We start from the raw sequence: 20,699 nt of genomic DNA on the forward strand, positions 1-20,699 counted from the left end.
CCCCGCGGACCCCTACATCCACGCCTACAACGCGGACGGCAAGGAGATCTACAACCAGAAGAAGCAGCCCACGACCAAGGGCCCCCGTAACTAGGCATAACTGGACGTAACTAGGCGTACTCGGCCGCGAGGCTGGTCACTCGCGTCGGTAGTCGATCAAGAGGAGGCCTCCGGGCGTAGTGGAGATGCCTGTCTTCACCACGACCGGAGGCCTTGACGGCCCAGGCCGATGCCCGGCCGGCCTTTCGCGGCAGATGCCTTCTGGTGAGCCGTGTCGTGCAGGACCTGCGTCCTGCTGTCGGCCAGCGGTGTCAAAGCCATCGACTTCGGTATCTCGCGCGCCCGACGTGCGGGGCGTGCGGCGCGGCCGCGTCGAAAGCCGCCGCCAGGGCCGAGCGTGCGCCGACAGGTCCGGCCCGCCTCGGCCCGTGACCGGCTGGGCCCCGCTCAGGGGTGGTAGAGGGTGCGTGCGAGCCCCGGATCGGCCGACCCCGCCCGACCGAGGTCGAGAAAGCAGCGCACCTGCCACGTCTGGGTGCTGCGCGCCTGCCGGCTGGTCGTGGCCACCCACGGCGGGTAGACGCGGAATCCGCGCTTCCCGCCGGAGCCGTCGCGCGAGACGATGCCGCGCTCGCACAACACCTCGCGCGGGAACACGAACTGGCCGAAACCGTCGGCGTCGCGGCAGCTGATGACGAAGAGGTCCACCCCGTCGGCCACGTCGAACGGCCGGATCGGCCCTTCCGCCGACCGCTGCCAGACGGTGACGAACTGGCCGACCTTCGTCGGGGTGGTCCTGGCCACGCGGAACCGGACCGAGCGCCCGTCGAGCGTGAACGCGCAGGCCGCGTACTCCGCGCTCTCCGGCTCGGGCACCGGCGGTGAGCAGTCGAAGCCGCCCGGGTCGTACACCAGCGCCTTCGCCGCCAGCAGGTCGTCAGGAGAGCCCGTCCACGGATGATTCGTCACCATTCGGCCATCCTTTCACCGTGCTCCCGCGCTCCCGCGCCCTGCGTCGGCCCTCGCTCCGGAGCCCGGCGTCACTGTGGCCGGGAGGCGGCTCACGGGACGAACGCGGACCGCGCGGCGAGTGGTGTTACCGGTGCGTGCAGGAAGAGGCCGCGCGGTCCGCGATCGACACGTTCATCTCCGCGTTCGACGCCTCGGACGACAGTCGTGTGACCGAGCTGCTCTCCCGGGCCCTCGCCTCGGACGTGGTCTTCCGGGGGCCGTGGGGCCGCAGCGAGGGGATCGAGCCGTCCGGCTCCTAGGATCTGCGGCATGGCGACACGACTTGTGCAGATCAACATGAAGGCCCGGGACGACTCCGCGCTCGGCCGGTTCTGGGCGGAGGCGCTCGGCTGGGGTGCCGACAGCGAGGGGCCCGGTGTGACCAACCTCGAACCCGTGGGGTTCGCCTACCCCGACCCCGTGGCCGTCTGCATCGACATCGTCGCCCGCCCGGAACCCAAAACGGTGAAGAACCGGGTGCACCTCGATCTGGCCACCACCTCGGCCGCCCATCAGGCGGAGTTGGTCACGCGCCTGGAGGGTCTCGGTGCGACGCCCGCCGACGTGGGTCAGGGCGACGTCCCCTGGACGGTCATGGCAGATCCGGAGGGCAACGAGTTCTGCGTCCTGGAGCCCCGCCCGATCTACCGGGACACCGGGCCGATCGCCGCGGTGGTGGTCGACTGCGCCGACCCGCGGGAGATGGCCCGGTTCTGGGGCGAGGCGATGGACTGGACGCTGCACGGGGTCACCGACGACTACGCGACGATGCGCTCCGCCGAAGGCGTCGGCCCCTACCTGGAGTTCATCCGCACCCCGGACGCCAAGCGCGTATGGAACCGCGTCCACCTCGACGTCAGCCCCTACCCCGGTGACGACCCGGCGGCAGAGGCGGCCCGACTGCGCGCCCTGGGGGCCGCCGACCCGGGTATCGACCAGTCCGCCATCTCCTGGACCGTTCTGGCCGATCCGGAGGGCAACGAGTTCTGCCTCCTCACCCCCCGTTGACGGACCACCCGCCCTACCCGTCGTCTGAGGGGGCGGTCACGTCCCAGAGGATGTAGTGGAACCGCGGGCCGTCGTTGCCGTCACCCAGCCACTCGACGGCCGCCAGGTGGTTCGCGCTGGTCGGCATGCAGAACCAGGTCCCTTCGAGGCCGGAGACCATCCATCCCGTCGACCTCGGGGAGTCCAGGGCTCCCGCGCAGACCCTCGGGGTCGCCCCCTTGCTCGTGTCGGCCACGCGTCCGTTCATGGCGGAGAACTCGTCACCGCCGTGCCACGCCATGTCGGGGCTCTCCACCGTCTCGCCGACCGTGCCGTGTTCGAGGTCGGCGCTGTACCCCCTGGCGAGCGTGAAGTCTCCCGTCCGGAGGATCTTCACCGACGCCTGCGAGGGCGAGGGTGAGGGGGACAGGGTGGTGACGCCGTCGCCGGTGGTCGGCTCGCTCGGGTCGGCGGACGACGGCCGCTCCGGAGTCAGCGACTCCTTGGGGGCCGTCGAGGACGGAGTGGGCGCGGTGCGCGACGAGTTGTTCCAGGACTGCGTGATCAGCGTGGCGACCACGCCCAGCACAGGGATCAGGATGCCGACGACCCACCACGCCCACTTCGGCGGACCGTGGCCGGGAGCAGGTGGATTCGGGGGCCCCGCAGGCGGCGGAGGTACGGGCCGCGGTGGTTGCGAGGGCATCGGTGGATGTGGCTGTGCTCCGTCCGGCTCGCCCGTCATGGCCGTACGCCCCCGTGTTCAGTCCCGCGCCCGCTAGGTCCGCGCCCGCGTCCGTGTTCGAAGATCCATACCGTACACAGATGAACGAGTGCATGTCATGAATTTCGGCCTGGGGGATATCGCCCGCCCCTCGGCACCGCGTCCCATCGGCCGTGTGCGGGACGCGCTTTAGCCTTGGCCCATGAACCGTTCCGTCGTGCCGCTCCCGCTCCCGCCCCCGCTGACCGAGGCTGAGACGGCCGAGGCCGAGGCGGGGCTCGGGATCGTCTTCCCGCCCGAGTACCGCCGCTACCTGTTGAGGGTGAGCGCGGGCGGGGCCGTCTCGCGGCTCATGAGGACGGAGAACGGCTGGTGGTGGGAGGGGAACGAGGAGTGCCGGCGCGACCTGCTGTCCGTGCCCTTCCCCCACCCCGACTCCTACGTGGAGGCCGACGCCGAGCTCGACCGGCGCGAGCCCCGGGCCGGGGACCATCCGGACGACGCGGCGTTCGCTCGGGCCATGGCCGCCTGGGACGACGACGAGTTCGAGGACCGGAAGACGGCCGGAGCCGTCGTCGCGCGGGAGCACGGCTGCGGCTTCGCGACGCTGCTGGCACTCACCGGTCCGCTGGCCGGCACGATGTGGTGGGACGGCCGGGCCACCTGCGACCTGATCGTCCCGCTCTCCCTCGACCACGCGGCCGGTGCCCGGCCCGTCACCTTCGGCGAGTGGCTGGGGCGCGACTCCTGGGACCTGCTGCCGCCGGGCTGGGGGTGAGGTCCGGCGGCATGGGCCGGACCGTCGGCCTCGCGCGAGGCCGAATGCCGTACTCGTCGTCCCGGGCGGCCGGGTCGTGGACGCGGAGCGCCACCGCGCTCGGCCGGGACCTCCGGCGCCCCCGCCGGAGGCGTCGCGCCCGCCGGATCTCAGACGGCGGTGGGCGCCGGGGCGTCGTGCAGTCCCAGACGCAGGTGCTCGACGTGGTAGAGGGCCTGGTCGAGCAGTTCGGCGACGTGGTTGTCGTAGAGCGAGTACACGATGGAACGGCCCTGCCGCTCGCCGGTGACCAGACCCAGGTTGCGCAGGAGCCGGAGCTGATGGGAGCAGGCGGAGGCTTCCATGCCGACGGCCTCGGCGAGGTCACCGACCGCGCAGGGGCCCTCCTGGAGGCGGGCCAGGATGTAGAGCCGGGAGGGTGTGGCGAGGGCCTGGAGAGTGGCGGCGACGTCGGCAGTGCCGACCGCGTCGAGACGCTCGCGGGTGGTACCGGCGTTGGTGGCGGTGGTGTCGCGTCCATGGCCCATGGGTCCATCATAACGATGACACCTGAAGAGCTGTTCAGATATTCCTGTACGGTGGAGGTGTAGCCCCGCTCCGCCCGCGAAGGGTCGTTCTGTCATGCCTTCTGTCCTGGAACGGCGTTCCGCGCCGTCCGCCGGTGCCGCTCGTCCGGCGCCGCCCCGGCGCCGTACCCGGCTGCTCGCGCTGCCCGAGGCCCGGTGGGCGCTCGCGGCGCTGGTGCTGTTCCTCCTGGCGCTGCCGGTCCACCTCCTGGGCGGTCCGGCGTGGCTGTGGGGAACCCTGTTCGCCGCCACGTACGTCACCGGCGGCTGGGAACCGGGCTGGGAGGGGCTGAAGGCCCTGCGCGGCAGGACGCTGGACGTGGATCTGCTGATGGTCGTCGCCGCCCTCGGGGCCGCCGCGATCGGCCAGGTCCTCGACGGCGCGCTGCTGATCGTCATCTTCGCGACCTCCGGAGCCCTGGAGGCCGTAGCGACCGCGCGGACCGCCGACTCCGTGCGCGGGCTGCTCGACCTCGCTCCCACCACCGCCACCAGGCTCCTGTCCGACGGCGCCGAGGAGACGGTGGAGACCGAGCGGCTGGCGGTCGGGGACACGGTCCTGGTCAGGCCCGGCGAGCGGGTCGGTGCGGACGGCCGGGTCCTCGACGGGGCCAGCGACGTGGACCAGGCCACCATCACCGGCGAGCCGCTCCCGGTGGTCAAGCGGGCGGGGGACGAGGTGTTCGCCGGTACCGTCAACGGCACCGGCGCCCTGCGGGTGCGGGTCGAACGCGATCCGTCGGACTCGGTGATCGCCCGGATCGTGAGAATGGTCGAGGAGGCATCCGGGACCAAGGCGCCCACGCAACTCTTCATCGAGAAGATCGAGCAGCGCTACTCGATCGGCATGGTCCTCGCGACCCTCGCCGTCTTCGCGATCCCGCTCGCCTTCGACGACACCCTCCCCTCGGCGCTGCTGCGGGCCATGACGTTCATGATCGTGGCCTCCCCGTGCGCGGTGGTGCTCTCCACCATGCCGCCGTTGCTGGCGGCCATCGCCAACGCCGGCCGCCAAGGTGTCCTCGCCAAGTCCGCCGTCGTCATGGAACGCCTCGGCCAGATCGACGCCGTCGCCCTGGACAAGACCGGCACCCTCACCGAGGGCACCCCGCAGGTGACCGACCTGCGCCCGCTTCCCGGCAGCGGCCTGGACGGGAGCGCGCTCCTCGCGCTGGCGGCGTCCGCCGAGCACGCCAGCGAACATCCGCTCGCCCGCGCCGTGGTCGCCGCCGCCCGCGAACGCGGCCTGCCCCTGGCCGGAGCCGAGGATTTCACCTCCGCTCCGGGGCAGGGGGTCGTCGCCACCGTCGACGGGCACAAGGTCGCGGTCGGCGCTCCCGCGCGACTGCTGTGCGGCGCCGCCCACCAGCCGCACCGGGAAGTGGTGGCCGAGCTGGAGGAGGCCGGGCGCACCACCGCCGTCGTCCTGCGGGACGGGGAGCCGGTGGGCGTGCTGGGGATCGCGGACCGGCTGCGGCCCGATGCGGCGGCGACCGTCGCCGAACTCGCCCGGCTGACCGGCCGTACCCCCGTCCTGCTGACCGGCGACAACGAACGCGCCGCCGGGCGGCTGGCCGCCGAGGTCGGCATCACCGAGGTCCGCGCCGGCCTCCTGCCCCAGGACAAAGCCGCCGCCGTCAAGGAGTGGGAGGCGCGGGGGCTCCGTGTGCTGGTCGTGGGGGACGGCGTCAACGACGCCCCCGCGCTGGCCGCCGCGCACTCCGGGATCGCGATGGGCAGGGCCGGCTCCGACCTCGCCCTGGAGACCGCCGACGCCGTCGTCGTCCGCGACGAACTGGCCGCCATCCCCTCGGTCGTGCGGCTCTCCCGCGCCGCCCGCCGCCTCGTGGTCCAGAACCTGGTCATCGCCGGAACGTTCATCACCGTCCTGGTCGCCTGGGACCTGATCGGCACCCTTCCGCTGCCCCTGGGTGTCGCCGGCCACGAGGGCTCCACCGTCATCGTCGGCCTCAACGGGCTGCGTCTGCTGCGCGGGGCCGCCTGGCCCCGGCCCGCCGACGACGCCGGGTGAGCGGGCGCGCCCGGAGCCGCAGGGGCCTCAGCGCAGGACGGGCGGCAGCAGGTCGCTCTCGCTGACGGTGTACGTCAACGGCGGGTAGACGAAGTCCGTTTCGTGGTTCTCACGGCGCCGCAGCCGGTAGAACTCGCGCGCCTGCTCCTCGTCGGCCGCCGTGAGGCGTGGACCGTGCTGGAGGTGCGGTTCTCCGTCGCGGAAGCGGAGGAAGGTCTTCGACGTGCGGAAGGTGATGCCCAGCCACTGGTTGTCCGGCGCCCGGCCGGGCGACTCCAGGACGATGCGGTGCTTGAGGCGCCGGTTCGCTTCCACGGAGAACGTGACGACGCCGTTGTGGGCGAGGGGGAGTTCGAACCTCTCGGCCTCGGGCCCCTTCGCTTCGACGAGCAGCTTCCTCGGCGGGCCCGCTCCGGGGTGCCGGTAGCAGGAGAACACGGCGATGAACGAGTCATCGGCCAGATCGAGGGCCTGGTCGGAATGGGCGCCCATGGTGGCGTAGGCGTTGGTGTAGGTCTCGATCAGGGCGTTGTTGAAGCCGACCGGAATCGCCGCACGGTCCTGGATCCGCCGCGCCAGCCGTTCGTGCACCGCCCGGAAACACTGCGCCGGGCCGGTGTACCGGGTGGTGGTACGGACGAGGGGTACGCCGCCCGTCTCGTCGACCCTGGTGAGTGCGGCGCCCCTCCGCCCCTTCCCCACGTCTTCGAGGAGGGCGGACGCGGACAGCTCCGCGAAGGGGTTCTCCTCGGTCGGCAGGGCGTACGCGCGGACCTCGTCCGGGATCCTAGGGCCGGGGGGCAAGGTAATCTCCCGTGTTCATGCTGAAGCGGAACCTGCCGCCGTAGTCGATGAAGGACGACGTCCTGTTCTCCTCGGCGTACAGCCTGCGCAGCTCGTCCGTTCCGGAGGGTGTGGGCGGCCCCAACTCCACCGACTCTCCGGCGACGTGGATGAACGTACGGCCGTTCCGGTGGACGGCCTCGGTGTCCGAGCAGCGCACCACGTATCCCAGGCGGGTCGGGAGCAGTCCGGCGTCCAGCCCCGCGGGGCGGATCTCGTGCGTGTACAGGCGGTTGGTGGACAGCGGCATGAAGAAGACGGAGCCGGGGTGGAGGGTCAGGGTGAACTGCGCGGGGAGCGCGGTCACGGTGTGGTGCCCGGCCGGGTCCTTGAGGCGGAAGCGGAGCCTGGTCAGCCCGCTGGTGCCCCGTACGCCGTGGTCGAAGGGGTCCTCGGGCAGGGGATCCAGCCCGTCGAGCCGGTCGTAGAAGGTGCAGAAGGCCATGATGCCGTTGGCGGGCATGTCCTTGGTCTTGTCGGCGTGGGCGGAGATCCTGGCCTTGGACTGCTTGCGTGCCGCCGTGGCGGGGGTGTTGTGGTAGATCTGCGCGAGCACGTGGTTCAGCGGCGCCTGGCCCCGGAACACGGTGGCGGCCTCGCGGTTCAGGGCCTCGACGATGTGCGTGTCGGTGGGGCGGAAGTTCTCGGTCGGCCCCGAGAGGTTCGTGGAGCACCGCAGCAGGTGGAAGCGGAGATCGTCGCCGTCGCGGGTGACGGGGGTCAGATAGATCCCGCTGCGGTGCGCCGTACCGGGCTTGGTGGACTCCGTCAGGGACTGGAACGCGTGCTCCGCGACGATCCGCCCGAAGTGGTCGTCGCCGGGTTCGAAGAACCGGGGGTAGTACACCCCGGCGCCGTGCACGCGGACGGGGACCCGGCCGATCCCGACGACGTCCCACGGTGCCGCCGCGTCGTCCGCGTCGTCCGCGTCGTCACCGTGCGACAGCTCGCGGACGGCGAACACCCGCTCGGCAGAACGCAGTCGGTGCCGGTCGATCCCGGACAGGTCGCCGCACAGGTAGACGGACCTGCCCGTGAGGGCGGTCGGGGCGGAGGCGAGGTCGTCCGGGGTGATCACGGTTCCGAAGAAGTCCCTGACCCGGTCGTCGTCCCGCAGCGCCGAAGGCGCCACCAGCACGTTGCTCGAATCGTCGATACTGGCTTGCGCCGGTTCTGCCGTGTCGTACATCGAGTGGTACCCGCCCTTTCGCGGACGTGGAAACGGTCCGGGTCAGCCGTACAGGTAGGCCAGGGCCAGCACCACGAAGAGCACGGCGGATCCGCCGAGCAGGGTCAGCGCCGCCGGGACCGCCGCCGCCAGCCGTCTCCTGCCCTTGCGGAGGCCGGAGCGGAACACCTTGAAGGTGAGGACGAGCGGCGCCACCAGGAGGACGAGGGTGATCAGTGGCGCGAGGATCTGGGCTGCTGTGGGGGCCCCGGAGTCGTTGATCAGACTCCAGGAGGCGTTGCAGAAGAGCATGGCCGGGCCGGCCGACAGAAAGAACGAGAGGCCCAGCACCACGGCGACGGTCATTCCCTCCGTCAGCCGCTCGGCCCACGTGACCTCTTGATGTGCTTCCGTCATCTCCCCGCCCCCACGCCGGTGACCCCGGACACCGTCCCCGGTGTCGGCGCCCCGGCCGAATCGTTCAGTCCGTGCCCAGGGGAACGATAGCGCCAGGGTTCCGGGCCCCGGCACGGCGGATGCCGTCGCGGCTCGGGGGCCGCCGGCGTGCGGGCGAACGGCCGGTCGCCCCGCCGAGCACGTTCGGCCCCGCGTCACCCGGTCCCGGCCACGCGCCGGAGGTGGCGCATGGCCGGGACCCGGAGCGAGGGGACCGCTCCGTCCGGCGGCAGCCCGGCCGGTCGATCAGTCCAGCCGGGTGTCCGCGTAGACGACCATCGCGTCGCGCTGGTAGACGGCCAGCCCGTCGGCGATCCGGTCGAAGTTCGCCCGGAACCGGGGGTCGTCGACGTACGTCCGGGCCAGCCCCTTGTACGCCTCCGCGCACGGGGTCCAGAACCGGCACACGCCCTGGTAGAGGGAGTCCACCTCGGCCTGCACCGCCGGGTCGGTGACGGGTGTGCCGGCCGTCATGAACTCCGCCATGCGGATCATCTGCGCCGTCACGTCACGCTGCCACTGCTCCATGCCCTCGGTGGTCATCCCCGCGATGGCCTGCTGGGACCGCTCCCACTGCTCCGGCCACCGCTCGCGTGCCTCCGCGTCGTGCTGTCCGGCCTCGAACCCCTCGAACAGGTTCTCCGGCCTGTTGATCTCTGCCATGCCGTCCTCCTTGCCTCTCTCCAGTTCGGCGATGGTCCGGCTCACGGTGCGGGCGAGCGTCTCCAGCCGGTCGCGTTCCGTGAGCAGCCGATGGTGGTGCTCGCGGAGCGCGGCCAGCCGATCCACCTGGCTGTCCAGGACCGCCTGGATCTCGCGCAGCCCCAGGCCCAGCTCCCGCATCAGCAGGATCTGCTGCAGCCGCAGCAGTCCGGGCTCGTCGTACTGGCGGTGCCCGTTGCTCCCGATCCGTGCCGGTGGCAGCAGGCCGATCTCGTCGTAGTGCCGCAGCGTCCGGGAGGTCACGCCGGACATCCGGGCCACATCCGCGATCGACCAGGTCATCGCCCCGCCTCACATCGCCGGGCCGGTCTTTCCGGCCACACCCAGGACGGTAGGAGTTGACGCAGCGGAAACCGCAAGCCGGAACCGCGGATCCGGGCCGTCACATACGTACGCCCCCGCCGGAGGCATGGTTCCGGAGGGGGCGTACGTGGGGTGGGCCCGGGTCGGGGCCCCTGGCAGGGTGCCGAGTGGGGAGTCAGCAGCTCTGCCAGAGCCGGGTCATGACGCGGACGCCGAAGCGCAGTCCCTCCAGCGGGACGCGCTCGTCCACGCCGTGGAAGAGGCGGCCGTAGTCCAGGTCGTGCGGGAGCTTCAGGCCCTTGAAGCCGAAGCAGCGGATGCCGAGGTGGGTGAAGGCCTTGGCGTCGGTGCCGCCCGGGTTGCAGTACGGGACGGGATGGCCGTCCGGGTCCTCGGCGCGGACGGCGGCGCACATGGCGTCGACCAGCGGGCCGTCGAACGTGGTCTCCATCGCGATGTCGTGGTTGACCCACTCCCGGCGGACCGAGGGCAGCAGCAGGCGGTCGATCGTGTCGATCAGCTCCTGCTCGTGGCCGGGCAGGAAGCGGCCGTCCACCCGGGCGGTCGCCTTCCCCGGGATCACGTTGGTCTGGTAGCCCGCGGTGAACATGGTGGGGTTGGCCGAGTTGCGGAGCACCACCTGCATGAAGTCGGAGACCGGGCCCAGCTTCGCGAGGCTGCCCTCGATGTCGTCCTCGTCGAACTCGACGCCGTAGAGTCGGGCGGCCTCCTCCAGGAGGGCGCGGACCGGTTCGATCAGCCGGATCGGGAAGGTCTCGCGGCCGATGCGGGCCAGCGACTCGGCGAGGTCGGTGACGGCGTTCTCGTCGTTGGGGGACGAGCCGTGGCCGGCCCGGCCGGTGGCGGTCAGCTCCATCCAGGCCATGCCGCGCTGCGCGTTCTCGATCGGGTACAGGCGGCGGGTGTCGTCGATGGCGAAGGAGAAGCCGCCGCCCTCGCCGATCGCCTCGGTGACCCCGGCGAACAGCTCCGGGCGGTGCTCGACCAGCCAGTGCGCGCCGAACTTGCCGCCCGCCTCCTCGTCGGCGAGGAAGGCCAGGACCAGGTCGCGGGAGGGGCGGGTGCCGGTGCGGGCGAAGTGCCGGGCGGTGGCCAGCATCACGGCCACCGTGTCCTTCATGTCGATCGCGCCGCGCCCCCACAGGTAGCCGTCGCGGATCTCGCCGGAGAACGGCGGCACCCGCCACTCGGCGGCGTCGGCCGGTACGACGTCCAGGTGGCCGTGGACCAGCAGCGCGCCGCGCCCAGGGGCGGCGCCCGCGATCCGGGCGATCACATTGGCCCGGCCCGGGGCCGACTCGACCAGCTCGGAGGCGATGCCCACCTCCGCGAGGCGGGCCACCACCCAGTCCGCGCAGGCGCGCTCGTCGCTGGTGGGGTTGGAGGTGTCGAAGCGGATCAGCTCGGCGCAGAGCCCGATCACCTCGTCCTGGGCCTCGGCGGACGCCGGGACGAGCGGGGTGGAGCCGGTGGTGGTGGGGTCGGGGGTGGTCATGCTGCTCCCACAGGGGTTGTCGCGGGGGTGGCGGGGGCGGTGTCGTCCTCGTCGTCCAGGGCGGAGGTGCCGTACGGCTTCACCCAGCCCAGCAGGCCGAGGACGCTGTACAGGACGAAGGCGGTGGCCAGCGAGTTCAGGGCCGGTATGCCGCCGTCGTAGAACTTGCCGACGCAGAACGCGGCGATCCAGATGGCGAGGGACATCGGCACCCAGGTCGGCGAGGAGGCCGGAAGGGTCTCCGAGGCGCGCGTCTCGTCCAGCGGCTTGCGCATCCGCTTCACGATCCAGTACTCGGCCACGATGATGCCGCCGATCGGCGGGATGGCGACGCCGAGGACGGAGAGGAACTCGGTGAAGTGGGTCATGATCCCGACGGCGGACAGGACCGTGCCGGCGATACCGAGGACGATCGTGACCACACCGCGGTGCAGCCGCTTGCCGAAGACGACCTGGAAGAAGTTGACGACGCCGAGCGAGGAGCCGTACAGGTTCCAGTCGTTGATCTTCGCGGTGGACATCAGGACCACCAGCACGCCGAAGACGCCCGAGGTGGAGAGCACGATGTGCGACACCTCGCTGCTCTTCACCAGGTGGCCCAGGAGCACACCGGTCATGCCGACGATGTACTCGGAGAGGATCATCGACGAGGCGCTCTGCAGGAAGACGTGCGAGCCCTTCCGGTTGTACCGGGTCATCTCCGGGGCCACGATCGCGCCGGTCATGAAGCCGCCCGCGATGGCGGTGGCGGCGACGGCCAGCGGGATGGTCTGGCCGGGCGGCGGGGAGCTGATCAGGTCGCTCAGGGAGTGGTCCTTCAGCGTGGAGACCACCGACCAGGCGACCATCGCGAAGAACAGCGGCGTGACGATCTTGGCGAAGACGGCCATGTACTTGAAGCCGAAGATCACCAGGGCGGTGATGGCGACCCCGGCCAGCACGCACCACATCCAGGACGGGCCGCCGACCAGCGCCGAGACGCTGTTGCCGAAGATCGTGTTCTGGACGCCGAACCAGCCGACCAGGCTGACCGCGATCACGAAGCTGACCAGTGCGGAACCGTTTCTGCCGAAGCCGACCCAGCGGGTCAGCATCGGGGTCGCCAGCCCCTCGCGCATCCCGGCCAGACCGATCGCGAAGATCACGATCTCCAGGATCACCGCGCCGAGCGTGAAGGCGAGGAAGGCGTCGCCGAAGGTCATCCCGACGCCGATGGTGGCGCCGAGGGTGAACTGCGAGATCGAACCGGACTGGGCCAGCCACTGGAGCAGCATGGACCAGAAGCCGAAGCGCTTGTCGCGCGGGACGCGGGAGAGCGCGTAGTCGTCGCTGCCGATGGTCTTGGTCTCGTGGGCCGCGGCCTCGGCCCGCTGGGTGGCTGCCATCAGGACTCCTGCTGGGGGGTACGGCCGAGGGTCTGGAGGTGCGCCAGGGACCCGTAGCGGTTGACGAGGTTGTCGAACTCCACCGCGTCGTGGAAGTCCAGGTGGCCGCCGCCGAAGGACTTGGCGACCTCGACGGCGTAACGGGCGGCGGACGCGATGTCCGTCTCGTGGCTCGCGCCCGTACCGCAGCCGGGCACCGCGGCGGCCGAGGTGATGGCCAGACCGACGACCGGGGCAGCCGTCGCGGTGGCGGGCTGGAGGATCGAATTGATGTGGTGTGCCCCATTACCGTACGGGGTGATGTCCTGCGTGGTCACGGGGTACGTGACCAACGGCTCACCGGTCACCACGGCCAGGAGCTCGCCGAGGCGCTCGCTGACCCGGAGCACCCAGCCCTCCTTGACGGTGGGCGAGAGGGCGAGGCCCTTGTGGTTGATGATGCGGTTGCCCTTGGTGGTGTCGATGGAGAGCACGGCCTCCATCTCGTCGGTCACCTCGTGGCGGTTCATCGTCGCGATGTCCACCGGCGAGCCCATGAACGGCACCGGGTCGTGCGGCTCGGTCGGCGCGTTCGGGCAGATGTGGGTGGCGACGATCACGTCACCGGGCAGCACGTCGCCGCGGCGGCGCATGTCGAGCAGCTTGGCGGCGGTGGCGATGGCGGCGGCCGCGCCGTCGGCGTCGGAGACCATGCCGGTCACCTCGGGCCGGGCGCCGATGCCGCCGAGCCGGCCGACCACACCGAGGGTGCGGGCGTCGCCGCCGGACGAGCGTCCTCGGGAGCCGGGGATGCGGACCATCACGAAGTCCGTCGAGCCCTGCTCGCCGATGACCGTGGTGACCTGCGCGGACGAGCCCTCGGCGCCGCTCACGGAGTCGAGGTACTCGACGACCGCCTTGCCACTGGCCTGGGGATCGTCCAGAAGATCGACGATGTCCAGCACGTACTTCAACATGGGGGGCCTTTCTCGCTCGTCCGGTCCCGCTGACCGGGGCCCCCGGCCGGCGCTCGACGGGGGAGATGCGCGGGGCGGGGTGCTGAGGCCACATTCGGGATCGGATAGCGTTGAACGCAACAGTTTCCCGTTATTTGCAATTCAGGTCTGAATGGTGAGATGACGATGGCGGAGTTCGATCTGGACCGGCGCACCCCCGCCGGAGCCCTGCAAACCGTCGACCGGGCGCTCCTCGTGCTGCTCGCCTTCGAGCGGACCCGGCCCGACTGGGGCGTCACCGAGGTCGCCGAGGAGTTCGGCTGGGACACCTCGGTGGCCCAGCGGCTGCTCGCCACCCTCGCCGGGCGCGGCTTCCTTGTCTCCGACCCGGCCACCCGCCGCTACCGGATCGGCCCCGCCGTGCTCCGCCTGGGCAGGCTCTGGGAGCGCTCCGGCTCGCTGGAGCTGCTGGCCGGGCCGGTCCTGGAGGAGCTGCGCCGGGTCACCGGTGACACCGTGCTGTTCTGCCTGCCGGACAGCTTCCACATGCGGTGCGTCGCCGCCGAGGAGGGCGAGGCCGGGCCGCTGCGCTACTACCCGCTGGTCGGCGAGCTCTACCCGGCACACGCCGGGGCGACCAGCAAGTCGTACTACGCCTACCTGCCCGACGAGCAGCGCCACCGCCTTTTCCGGGGCCGCCCGATGGCCCGCTTCACCGAGCGGACGGTCACCGACCCGGACCGGCTGGAGGAGGAGTTCCTCAGGATCCGCGCCCAGGGGTACGCCTGGACGGTCGGCGAGTACGACACCGGCATCGCCACCGTCGCCGTCCCCGTCTTCCTGGGCCGCGAGCCCTACGGCAGCCTCAGCCTCGGCGGCGCCGAGCAGCTCTTCGCGGGGGCGCCGGACGACCGGCTCGACGCGCTGCGCCACGCGGCCGGGCTGCTGGAGCAGCGGCTCACCCGCCCGCCGCAGCGCCCCAGGCCCCGCGCCCGCCGCCCCCGTACGGCCTGACGCCCGTCACCGCACCGCAAGAGTCCGCAAGAGACCGGAAGACCGGAAGAGAACCGAGAGGTACCCGATGAATCTGCTGCTGCTCTCCAACTCCACCCAGTACGGCCGGGGTTACCTGGAACACGCCCTCGACACCGTCACCGCGTTCCTGCCCGAAGGCGCCCGGCTGGCCTTCGTCCCGTACGCGCTCGCCGACCACGACACGTACACCGCCCGGGTCCGCACCGCCCTCGAACCGGCCGGGATCACCGTGCGCGGGGTCCACGAGAACGCCGACCCGGTCGCCGAACTCGCCGCGTCCGACGCCGTGTTCATCGGCGGTGGCAACTCCTTCCGGCTGCTGAGCGCGCTGTACCGGACCGGTCTGCGGGAGGCCGTGACCGAGGCGGTACGGGACGGGCTGCCGTACATGGGCGCCAGCGCGGGCACGAACATGGCGGCGCCGACCCTGCGGACCACCAACGACATGCCGATCGTGCAGCCGCCGTCCTTCGCGACGCTCGGGCTCGTCCCGTTCCAGATCAACCCGCACTACCAGGACCCGGACCCGGCCAGCACCCACAAGGGCGAGACCCGCGAGGAGCGGCTGACGGAGTTCCTGGAGGAGAACGACGTGCCGGTGCTCGGCCTGCGCGAGGGCTCCTGGCTGCGCGTGGAGGGCGACCGGGCCGCCGTCGACGGCGCCCACCCGGCCCGGCTGTTCACCCGTGACACCCCGCCGCGGGAGCTGGCGGCGGGGTCTGACGTCTCGTGGCTCCTTACGACGACACCGCGGTTCGACGCTCCGGCGCGCTGACCTCCAGCACCAGATCGGCGTCGACCGGCAGGCCGTCGCCGGGGTAGGCCGCCGGGCGGGCGCACGGGGCGAAACCGGCCGCCGATCCGGCCAGCACATAGCTGCCGACGTGCGGGGCGGCCAGGGCGTAGCGGCCGTCCTCGCCCGCCACGGCGAGGCCGGCCTGGCGCCCCCGGTGGTCGATCAGCGTCACATTGGCGCGGGCCACCGGGGCGCCGTCCGCGTCCAGCACCCGCCCCCGGAAGCCGCCCGAACCGGCCACCGGGCGGGAGGCCGCGGGGGCCGCGGGCGCCGGGGCCCCGTCCTCGCTGCTCGCCAGCAGGACCGGGCGCGCCGGCTCGCGGCGGGACGGCAGGAACGAGGCCAGCACCAGCCCCGCCACCACCGCGCCCGTGGCGATCAGGAACGAGATGCGGAACCCCTCCATCGAGGGCAGCGCGGCCCCGCCCGTACGCACCGAGGTGTTCGCCAGCACCATGCCGATGACGGCGCTCGACACCGATGTGCCGATCGACCGCATCAGGGTGTTCAGCCCGTTGGCCGCACCGGTCTCGGACGGGTCGACCGCCCCGATGATCAGCGCGGGCAGCGAGGAGTACGCCAGCCCGATGCCCGCACCGAGCACCACCGCGATCACCACGGTCTGCCAGGCGGCGCTCATCAGCCCGAGCCCCGCCCCGTAGCCGACGGCCATCACCAGCATGCCGAGCATCAGCGAGACCTTGGGGCCCCGGCGGGCGGAGAGCCGGGCGTACAGCGGGGCGACGAGCATCATCGTGATGCCGAGCGGTGCCACGCACAGCCCCGCGACCACCATCGACCGCCCGAGCCCGTACCCCGTGGACTCCGGCAGCTGGAGCAGTTGCGGCAGGACCAGCGAGACCGCGTAGAACGCGACCCCGACCATGATCGAGGCGAGGTTGGTCAGCAGCACCTCGCGCCGGGCGCTGGTGCGCAGGTCGACCAGCGGGGTCGGGCTGCGCAGCTCGAACAGGCCCCACAGGACCAGGATCAGCAGCGCGGTGGCGATCAGGCCGAGCGTGGCGGGCGAGGTCCAGCCCCAGTCGGCGCCCTTGGTGATCGGCAGCAGCAGGCAGACCAGCCCGAGCGAGAGCCCCAGCGCCCCGGGCAGGTCGAAGCGGCCGGGGGCGCGCAGCGAGGTCTCCGGCACGGCCAGGACGGTGAGCGCCATCGACAGCACCCCGAGACCGGCCGCGCCGAGGAACAGGGCGTGCCAGTCGGCGTGCTGGGCGACCAGCGCGGCGGCGGGCAGCGCCAGCCCGCCGCCCACCCCGATCGAGGAACTCATCAGCGCCATCGCCGAACCGAGCCGCTCCCGGGGCAGTTCGTCGCGCATGATGCCGATGCCCAGCGGAATGGCTCCCATCGCGAAGCCCTGGAGGGCGCGCCCGACGATCATGACCACGAGTTCGTCGGTGAAGGCGCATATCAGGGAGCCGACCACCATCACGGCGAGACTGGCGAGCAGCATCTTCCGCTTGCCGCGGAGGTCACCGAGCCGGCCCATGATCGGGGTGGCGACGGCCCCCGCGAGCAGCGTCGCCGTCATCACCCAGGTGGCGTTCGACGGGGCGGTGTGCAGCAGGGCGGGCAGGTCCTTGATGACGGGGACGAGCAGGGTCTGCATCACCGCGACGGTGATGCCCGCGAAGGCGAGCACGGGGACGATCCCGCGACCGGCCTTGCGCGGACGGGGATCGGGGAGCTCCCCGGGGTGCTGTTCGTTCGTCGTCTGTGGCATGCGTGCGGCCTCCGGGCGGCGTGATCGAGGTCGGGAAGAGGTGTACGGGCGGTGCGGGCGGGCAGCTCCGGCCGCCGACTGTGTGCACTGTGAAACCTTTCAGACGTCCGGTGTATTCCGGTGAACGTGGCGCGAACGGGGCGCGGTGGCGCACGTGTTGGGCGCACGGGGGCGGTCCGGGCCCGATCCACCCGTCATCTGACCTTCCGTCAGAATGGAACGTGTTCTACTCTTGCGGCCGTTCCAGTGGCTGCGACCGGCGAGGATCCGCATGGGCATCGGAATCACCGAAGAACACAGGGAGCTGGCACAGGCCGTACGGGGCCGGCTGGCGCGCGCCGTACCACCGGAGGAGATCCGCGCCCTGCTCGACGCGGACGCCCCGGGCACCCCCGGCGTACGTCCCAAGTACTGGGACGGGCTCGCCGAACAGGGCCTGCTCTCCCTCCACCTCCCCGAGGAGCACGGCGGTGACGGCGGCCGCCTCCTCGACCTGGCCGTGGTCCTCGAAGAGGCCGGACGCGCCGCCCTCCCCGGCCCCTACCTGGCCACCTCCCTCGCCTCCACCGTGCTCGCCGAGTCCGGACCGCCCGGCCTGGCGCGGGCCCTCGCGGCGGGGGAGCGCATCGGTGCCGTCGCACTCGGACCCGGCACCCTCACCGCCGTCGAGCACGGCGACGGCCACCTCCTCGACGGCACCGCACCCCCCGTCCTCTCCGCCGCCGACGCCGACCTGCTGCTCCTGCCCGCCGCATCGGCCACCGGCACCCTCTGGTTCGCCGTCGACACCGCCGCCGAGGGGCTGACCGTCCGGGCGCACCTCGGCGCCGACCCGACCCGGCCCACCGCCGAGGTCCGCGCCGCCGGAGTGCTCGTCCCCGCCGCCCGGCTCGTCGCCACCGACACCGTGCGCGTCCGCGACCTCGCCGCCGTCCTGTTCGCCGCCGAAGCCTGCGGGACCGCCGCCCGGACGCTGCACCTGGCGTCCGAACACGCCAAGGTGCGCGAGCAGTTCGGCCGCCCCATCGGGCAGTTCCAGGGCGTCAAGCACCTCTGCGCCGACATGCTCGTACGGGTCGAACGGGCCCGCGCCCTCGTCTGGGACGCCGCCCGTGCCGCCGATGAGGAGGGCACCGGCCCCGACGTGCGGTCCCTGACCGCAGCCCTCGCCGCGTCCGAAGCCCTCGAAGCCGCGTTCGGCTGCGCCAAGGACTGCATCCAGATCCTCGGCGGCATCGGCTTCACCTGGGAGCACGACGCCCATCTGTATCTGCGCCGCGCCCTCGTCGCCCGCCAGCTGCTCGGCTCCGGCGACACCCACCGGCTGCGCGCCGTCCGGCTCGCCGAGGCCGGGGCCCGGCGCGGGCTCGCCCTCGAACTGCCCGCCGAGGCCGCCCCGTACCGGGAGGCCGCCCGCGAGGCCGTGGCCGGGGCCCGGGGGCTCGACCCGAAGGCCGCCCGCCGCGCCCTCGCCCCGACCGGCTACGCCGCCCCGCACCTCCCGGCCCCCCACGGGCTGGACGCCGGCCCCGTCCAGCAGCTCGCCATCCAGCGGGAGTTGGCCGAACAGGGCATCAGGCTGAGCGACCTCGGGATCGCCACCTGGGTGGTGCCCTCGCTCATCGCCCACGGAACGCCCGAGCAGCGGGAGCGCTACCTGCTGCCCACCCTGCGCGGCGAACTCCTGTGGTGCCAGCTCTTCTCCGAGCCCGGCGCCGGCTCCGACCTCGCCTCCCTCCGTACGAAGGCGGAACGCACCGAGGAGGGCTGGCGGATCAACGGCCAGAAGGTGTGGACCAGCGCCGCCCAGGGGGCCGACCACGGCATCCTCCTCGCCCGTACCGACCCCGGCGCCCCCAAGCACCGGGGCATCGGCTACTTCCTCGTCGACATGAAGAACACCCCGGGCATCGACATCCGGCCGCTGCGCGAGATCACCGGCGACCGGCTCTTCAACGAGGTGTACTTCGACGACGTCCTGCTGCCCGCCGACGCCGTCGTCGGCGCACCCCACGACGGCTGGAAGGTCGCCCGCCACACCCTGGGCAACGAACGCGTCCACATGGCCGACCAGATGACCTTCGACACCGGCCTCGAAGCGCTGATCGCCCGCTCCGGCGAACTCGACGGCGCCTGCCGGGCCCGGATCGGGGCGCTCGCCGCCGAGGCCCACGCGCTCGGCTGCGTCGGACTGCGCACCACCCTGCGGCAGGTCTCCGGACTCGAACCCGGCGCCGGGGCCTCCGTACGCAAGCTCGTCCAGACCACCCACCAGCAGAAGGTCGCCGAACTCGTCCTCGAACTGCTCGGCCCGGCGGGTGCCACCGGCGAAGGACCCCGGGAACGGGCCCTGCACGGCTTCCTGATGTCCCGCTGCCTGACCATCGCGGGCGGCACCACCCAGGTCCAGCTCAACGTCGTCGCCGAGCGCATCCTCGGCCTCCCGCGCGACTGAACACGATCGAAACCGAAGGGACCGCCCCCGTGAAACCCATGAAACTCATGAAGGCGTACGTCGTCGGCGTCGGCATGACGAAGTTCGAGAAGCCCGAGACCCGCGACTGGCAGTACTGGGACATGGCGAAGGAGGCCGGAACGGCGGCGCTCGCCGACGCCTCGCTCGACTACGAGCGGATCCAGCAGGCCGTCGTCGGCTACTGCTTCCAGGCCTCCACCGCCGGCCAGCGCGCCGTCTACGGGCTCGGCCTGACCGGCATCCCCGTCTACAACGTCAACAACAACTGCGCCACCGGCTCCACCGCCCTGATGGCGGCCCGCCAGTTCGTCGAGGGCGGCGGCAGCGACTGCGTCCTCGCGCTCGGCTTCGAGAAGATGACGCGCGGCCCGCTCGGCGGCGGGGGCGCGGGCGGCGCCGCCGCCGACTTCAAGACCTCGCCGGTCGCCCGGCACTACGGGATCATGGCCGCCGCCCACGGCTTCGAGGCGAGCCCGCCCACCGCCCAGATCTTCGGCAACGCGGCCCGCGAGCACATGGCGCGGTACGGGACCACCGAGGCGCAGCTCGCCGCCGTCGGCGCCAAGAACCACCGGCACTCGGTGAACAACCCGTACGCCCAGTTCCAGGACCCGTACACGGTCGAGGAGGTCCTCGCCGCGAAACCCGTCCACCGCCCGCTCACCAAGCTCCAGTGCTCGCCCACCTCCGACGGCGCGGCCGCCGCCGTCGTCGTCTCGGAACGCTTCGTCGAACGCCACGGCCTCGGCGACCGGGCGGTGGAGATCGCCGCCCAGGCCATGACCACCGACACCGGCGACTCCTTCGCCTCGGGCACCTGCATCGACGCGGTGGGGCCGGCGATGTCGCGGGCCGCCGCCCGCCAGGTGTACGAGGCCGCCGGGGTCTCGGCCGCCGACCTGGACGTCATCGAGCTCCACGACTGCTTCTCCATCAACGAACTCCTCACCTACGAGGCGCTCGGCCTCTGCGGCGAGGGGGAGTCCGGGAAGCTCGTCGAGTCCGGCGCCACCACCTACGGCGGCCGCTGGGTGGTCAACCCGTCCGGCGGGCTCATCTCCAAGGGCCACCCGCTCGGTGCCACCGGCATCGCCCAGGTCGCGGAGATCACCTGGCAGCTGCGCGGCGAGGCGGGCGACCGCCAGGTGCACGGCGCCCGCACCGGACTGACCCACAACATCGGGCTCGGCGGCGCCGCCGTGGTGACCCTGCTGCGACGCTGAC

General features: G+C 72.2%; 18 protein-coding genes and 1 pseudogene. 8 read left to right on the forward strand and 11 right to left on the reverse strand.

The genetic code is table 11. The features are described 5' to 3' along the window. Nucleotides 1–447: 447 nt before the first annotated feature. On the reverse strand, nucleotides 448–972 hold the full coding sequence (locus ACIQGQ_RS14045; RefSeq protein ID WP_402394864.1) for a MepB family protein: 525 nt from the start codon (nucleotides 970–972) through the stop codon (nucleotides 448–450). Between the two features lie 134 nt (nucleotides 973–1,106). Between ACIQGQ_RS14045 and ACIQGQ_RS14050 the strand changes: the two are divergent. Both ACIQGQ_RS14050 and ACIQGQ_RS14055 read left to right on the forward strand, forming a co-directional pair. Next, nucleotides 1,107–1,253, forward strand: a pseudogene (locus tag ACIQGQ_RS14050) (nuclear transport factor 2 family protein); the annotation flags it as partial. 28 nt (nucleotides 1,254–1,281) lie between these two features. Further along, on the forward strand, nucleotides 1,282–2,019 hold the full coding sequence (locus ACIQGQ_RS14055) for a VOC family protein (RefSeq protein ID WP_402394867.1): 738 nt from the start codon (nucleotides 1,282–1,284) through the stop codon (nucleotides 2,017–2,019). Nucleotides 2,020–2,032: 13 nt separating this feature from the next. Here ACIQGQ_RS14055 and ACIQGQ_RS14060 read toward each other — a convergent pair whose 3' ends face one another. Continuing rightward, nucleotides 2,033–2,587, reverse strand: coding sequence for a hypothetical protein (locus tag ACIQGQ_RS14060; RefSeq protein WP_402394870.1), 555 nt, complete (start codon nucleotides 2,585–2,587; stop codon nucleotides 2,033–2,035). Between the two features lie 337 nt (nucleotides 2,588–2,924). Here ACIQGQ_RS14060 and ACIQGQ_RS14065 point away from each other — a divergent pair, with 337 nt between their 5' ends. Further along, nucleotides 2,925–3,500: an SMI1/KNR4 family protein gene (locus tag ACIQGQ_RS14065; RefSeq protein ID WP_402394873.1), complete on the forward strand. Its 576-nt coding sequence runs from the start codon at nucleotides 2,925–2,927 to the stop codon at nucleotides 3,498–3,500. A 149-nt stretch (nucleotides 3,501–3,649) separates the two neighbouring features. Here ACIQGQ_RS14065 and ACIQGQ_RS14070 read toward each other — a convergent pair whose 3' ends face one another. Then, nucleotides 3,650–4,027 carry an ArsR/SmtB family transcription factor gene (locus ACIQGQ_RS14070; RefSeq protein WP_402394876.1) on the reverse strand — a complete coding sequence of 126 codons (378 nt, stop codon included), beginning with the start codon at nucleotides 4,025–4,027 and terminating at the stop codon, nucleotides 3,650–3,652. Between the two features lie 94 nt (nucleotides 4,028–4,121). On the opposite strand from ACIQGQ_RS14070, the gene ACIQGQ_RS14075 reads away from it, so the two are divergent. After that, nucleotides 4,122–6,098: a heavy metal translocating P-type ATPase gene (locus ACIQGQ_RS14075; RefSeq protein WP_402394879.1), complete on the forward strand. Its 1,977-nt coding sequence runs from the start codon at nucleotides 4,122–4,124 to the stop codon at nucleotides 6,096–6,098. A gap of 27 nt (nucleotides 6,099–6,125) precedes the next feature. Here ACIQGQ_RS14075 and ACIQGQ_RS14080 read toward each other — a convergent pair whose 3' ends face one another. The 7 genes from ACIQGQ_RS14080 to ACIQGQ_RS14110 form a co-directional block, all read right to left on the reverse strand. Further along, a complete protein-coding gene (locus ACIQGQ_RS14080; RefSeq protein WP_402394881.1) occupies nucleotides 6,126–6,902 on the reverse strand; it encodes a hypothetical protein in 777 nt (258 codons plus the stop codon). Continuing rightward, nucleotides 6,886–8,130 (reverse strand): hypothetical protein, encoded by a 1,245-nt coding sequence (locus ACIQGQ_RS14085; RefSeq protein ID WP_402394883.1) that lies wholly within the window; start codon nucleotides 8,128–8,130, stop codon nucleotides 6,886–6,888. Before ACIQGQ_RS14085 ends, ACIQGQ_RS14080 begins: the two co-directional genes overlap by 17 nt. 42 nt (nucleotides 8,131–8,172) lie before the next feature. Next, nucleotides 8,173–8,526 carry a hypothetical protein gene (locus tag ACIQGQ_RS14090; protein ID WP_402394886.1) on the reverse strand — a complete coding sequence of 118 codons (354 nt, stop codon included), beginning with the start codon at nucleotides 8,524–8,526 and terminating at the stop codon, nucleotides 8,173–8,175. A 285-nt stretch (nucleotides 8,527–8,811) separates the two neighbouring features. After that, nucleotides 8,812–9,570: a MerR family transcriptional regulator gene (locus tag ACIQGQ_RS14095; RefSeq protein WP_402394889.1), complete on the reverse strand. Its 759-nt coding sequence runs from the start codon at nucleotides 9,568–9,570 to the stop codon at nucleotides 8,812–8,814. Between the two features lie 196 nt (nucleotides 9,571–9,766). Then, the gene (locus tag ACIQGQ_RS14100; RefSeq protein ID WP_402394892.1) at nucleotides 9,767–11,107 is read right to left on the reverse strand and encodes a M20/M25/M40 family metallo-hydrolase; all 1,341 of its coding nucleotides are present in this window, start codon (nucleotides 11,105–11,107) and stop codon (nucleotides 9,767–9,769) included. Then, nucleotides 11,104–12,492 carry a cytosine permease gene (locus ACIQGQ_RS14105; RefSeq protein ID WP_402394895.1) on the reverse strand — a complete coding sequence of 463 codons (1,389 nt, stop codon included), beginning with the start codon at nucleotides 12,490–12,492 and terminating at the stop codon, nucleotides 11,104–11,106. The genes ACIQGQ_RS14100 and ACIQGQ_RS14105 overlap by 4 nt, the downstream gene beginning before the upstream one ends. Beyond that, complete coding sequence (locus tag ACIQGQ_RS14110; protein ID WP_402394897.1) at nucleotides 12,492–13,448, reverse strand: DUF1177 domain-containing protein; 957 nt, start codon at nucleotides 13,446–13,448, stop codon at nucleotides 12,492–12,494. Before ACIQGQ_RS14110 ends, ACIQGQ_RS14105 begins: the two co-directional genes overlap by 1 nt. 165 nt (nucleotides 13,449–13,613) lie before the next feature. On the opposite strand from ACIQGQ_RS14110, the gene ACIQGQ_RS14115 reads away from it, so the two are divergent. After that, a complete protein-coding gene (locus tag ACIQGQ_RS14115; protein WP_352277788.1) occupies nucleotides 13,614–14,441 on the forward strand; it encodes an IclR family transcriptional regulator in 828 nt (275 codons plus the stop codon). A gap of 67 nt (nucleotides 14,442–14,508) precedes the next feature. After that, on the forward strand, nucleotides 14,509–15,237 hold the full coding sequence (gene pepE / locus ACIQGQ_RS14120) for a dipeptidase PepE (protein WP_402394900.1): 729 nt from the start codon (nucleotides 14,509–14,511) through the stop codon (nucleotides 15,235–15,237). Here pepE and ACIQGQ_RS14125 read toward each other — a convergent pair. Continuing rightward, nucleotides 15,200–16,999 (reverse strand): MFS transporter, encoded by a 1,800-nt coding sequence (locus tag ACIQGQ_RS14125; protein ID WP_402394903.1) that lies wholly within the window; start codon nucleotides 16,997–16,999, stop codon nucleotides 15,200–15,202. The genes pepE and ACIQGQ_RS14125 overlap by 38 nt on opposite strands. Nucleotides 17,000–17,270: 271 nt before the next feature. Between ACIQGQ_RS14125 and ACIQGQ_RS14130 the strand changes: the two genes are divergently transcribed. Both ACIQGQ_RS14130 and ACIQGQ_RS14135 read left to right on the forward strand, forming a co-directional pair. Next, on the forward strand, nucleotides 17,271–19,454 hold the full coding sequence (locus ACIQGQ_RS14130) for an acyl-CoA dehydrogenase (protein ID WP_402394906.1): 2,184 nt from the start codon (nucleotides 17,271–17,273) through the stop codon (nucleotides 19,452–19,454). A gap of 47 nt (nucleotides 19,455–19,501) precedes the next feature. After that, nucleotides 19,502–20,698: a lipid-transfer protein gene (locus tag ACIQGQ_RS14135; RefSeq protein WP_402396006.1), complete on the forward strand. Its 1,197-nt coding sequence runs from the start codon at nucleotides 19,502–19,504 to the stop codon at nucleotides 20,696–20,698. Nucleotide 20,699: the final 1 nt, after the last annotated feature.

Source organism: Streptomyces sp. NPDC092952, assembly GCF_044754785.1.
Classification (GTDB): Bacteria; Actinomycetota; Actinomycetes; order Streptomycetales; family Streptomycetaceae; genus Streptomyces.

Coding starts and splice junctions, on each gene's coding strand:
- ACIQGQ_RS14085 (WP_402394883.1), bottom strand. CDS start 8,130: ATGTACGACACGGCAGAACCGGCGCAAGCCAGTATCGACGATTCGAGC.
- ACIQGQ_RS14130 (WP_402394906.1), top strand. CDS start 17,271: ATGGGCATCGGAATCACCGAAGAACACAGGGAGCTGGCACAGGCCGTA.
- ACIQGQ_RS14100 (WP_402394892.1), bottom strand. CDS start 11,107: ATGACCACCCCCGACCCCACCACCACCGGCTCCACCCCGCTCGTCCCG.
- ACIQGQ_RS14090 (WP_402394886.1), bottom strand. CDS start 8,526: ATGACGGAAGCACATCAAGAGGTCACGTGGGCCGAGCGGCTGACGGAG.
- ACIQGQ_RS14075 (WP_402394879.1), top strand. CDS start 4,122: ATGCCTTCTGTCCTGGAACGGCGTTCCGCGCCGTCCGCCGGTGCCGCT.
- pepE (WP_402394900.1), top strand. CDS start 14,509: ATGAATCTGCTGCTGCTCTCCAACTCCACCCAGTACGGCCGGGGTTAC.
- ACIQGQ_RS14115 (WP_352277788.1), top strand. CDS start 13,614: ATGGCGGAGTTCGATCTGGACCGGCGCACCCCCGCCGGAGCCCTGCAA.
- ACIQGQ_RS14045 (WP_402394864.1), bottom strand. CDS start 972: ATGGTGACGAATCATCCGTGGACGGGCTCTCCTGACGACCTGCTGGCG.
- ACIQGQ_RS14125 (WP_402394903.1), bottom strand. CDS start 16,999: ATGCCACAGACGACGAACGAACAGCACCCCGGGGAGCTCCCCGATCCC.
- ACIQGQ_RS14095 (WP_402394889.1), bottom strand. CDS start 9,570: ATGACCTGGTCGATCGCGGATGTGGCCCGGATGTCCGGCGTGACCTCC.
- ACIQGQ_RS14105 (WP_402394895.1), bottom strand. CDS start 12,492: ATGGCAGCCACCCAGCGGGCCGAGGCCGCGGCCCACGAGACCAAGACC.
- ACIQGQ_RS14055 (WP_402394867.1), top strand. CDS start 1,282: ATGGCGACACGACTTGTGCAGATCAACATGAAGGCCCGGGACGACTCC.
- ACIQGQ_RS14110 (WP_402394897.1), bottom strand. CDS start 13,448: ATGTTGAAGTACGTGCTGGACATCGTCGATCTTCTGGACGATCCCCAG.
- ACIQGQ_RS14135 (WP_402396006.1), top strand. CDS start 19,502: ATGAAGGCGTACGTCGTCGGCGTCGGCATGACGAAGTTCGAGAAGCCC.
- ACIQGQ_RS14065 (WP_402394873.1), top strand. CDS start 2,925: ATGAACCGTTCCGTCGTGCCGCTCCCGCTCCCGCCCCCGCTGACCGAG.
- ACIQGQ_RS14070 (WP_402394876.1), bottom strand. CDS start 4,027: ATGGGCCATGGACGCGACACCACCGCCACCAACGCCGGTACCACCCGC.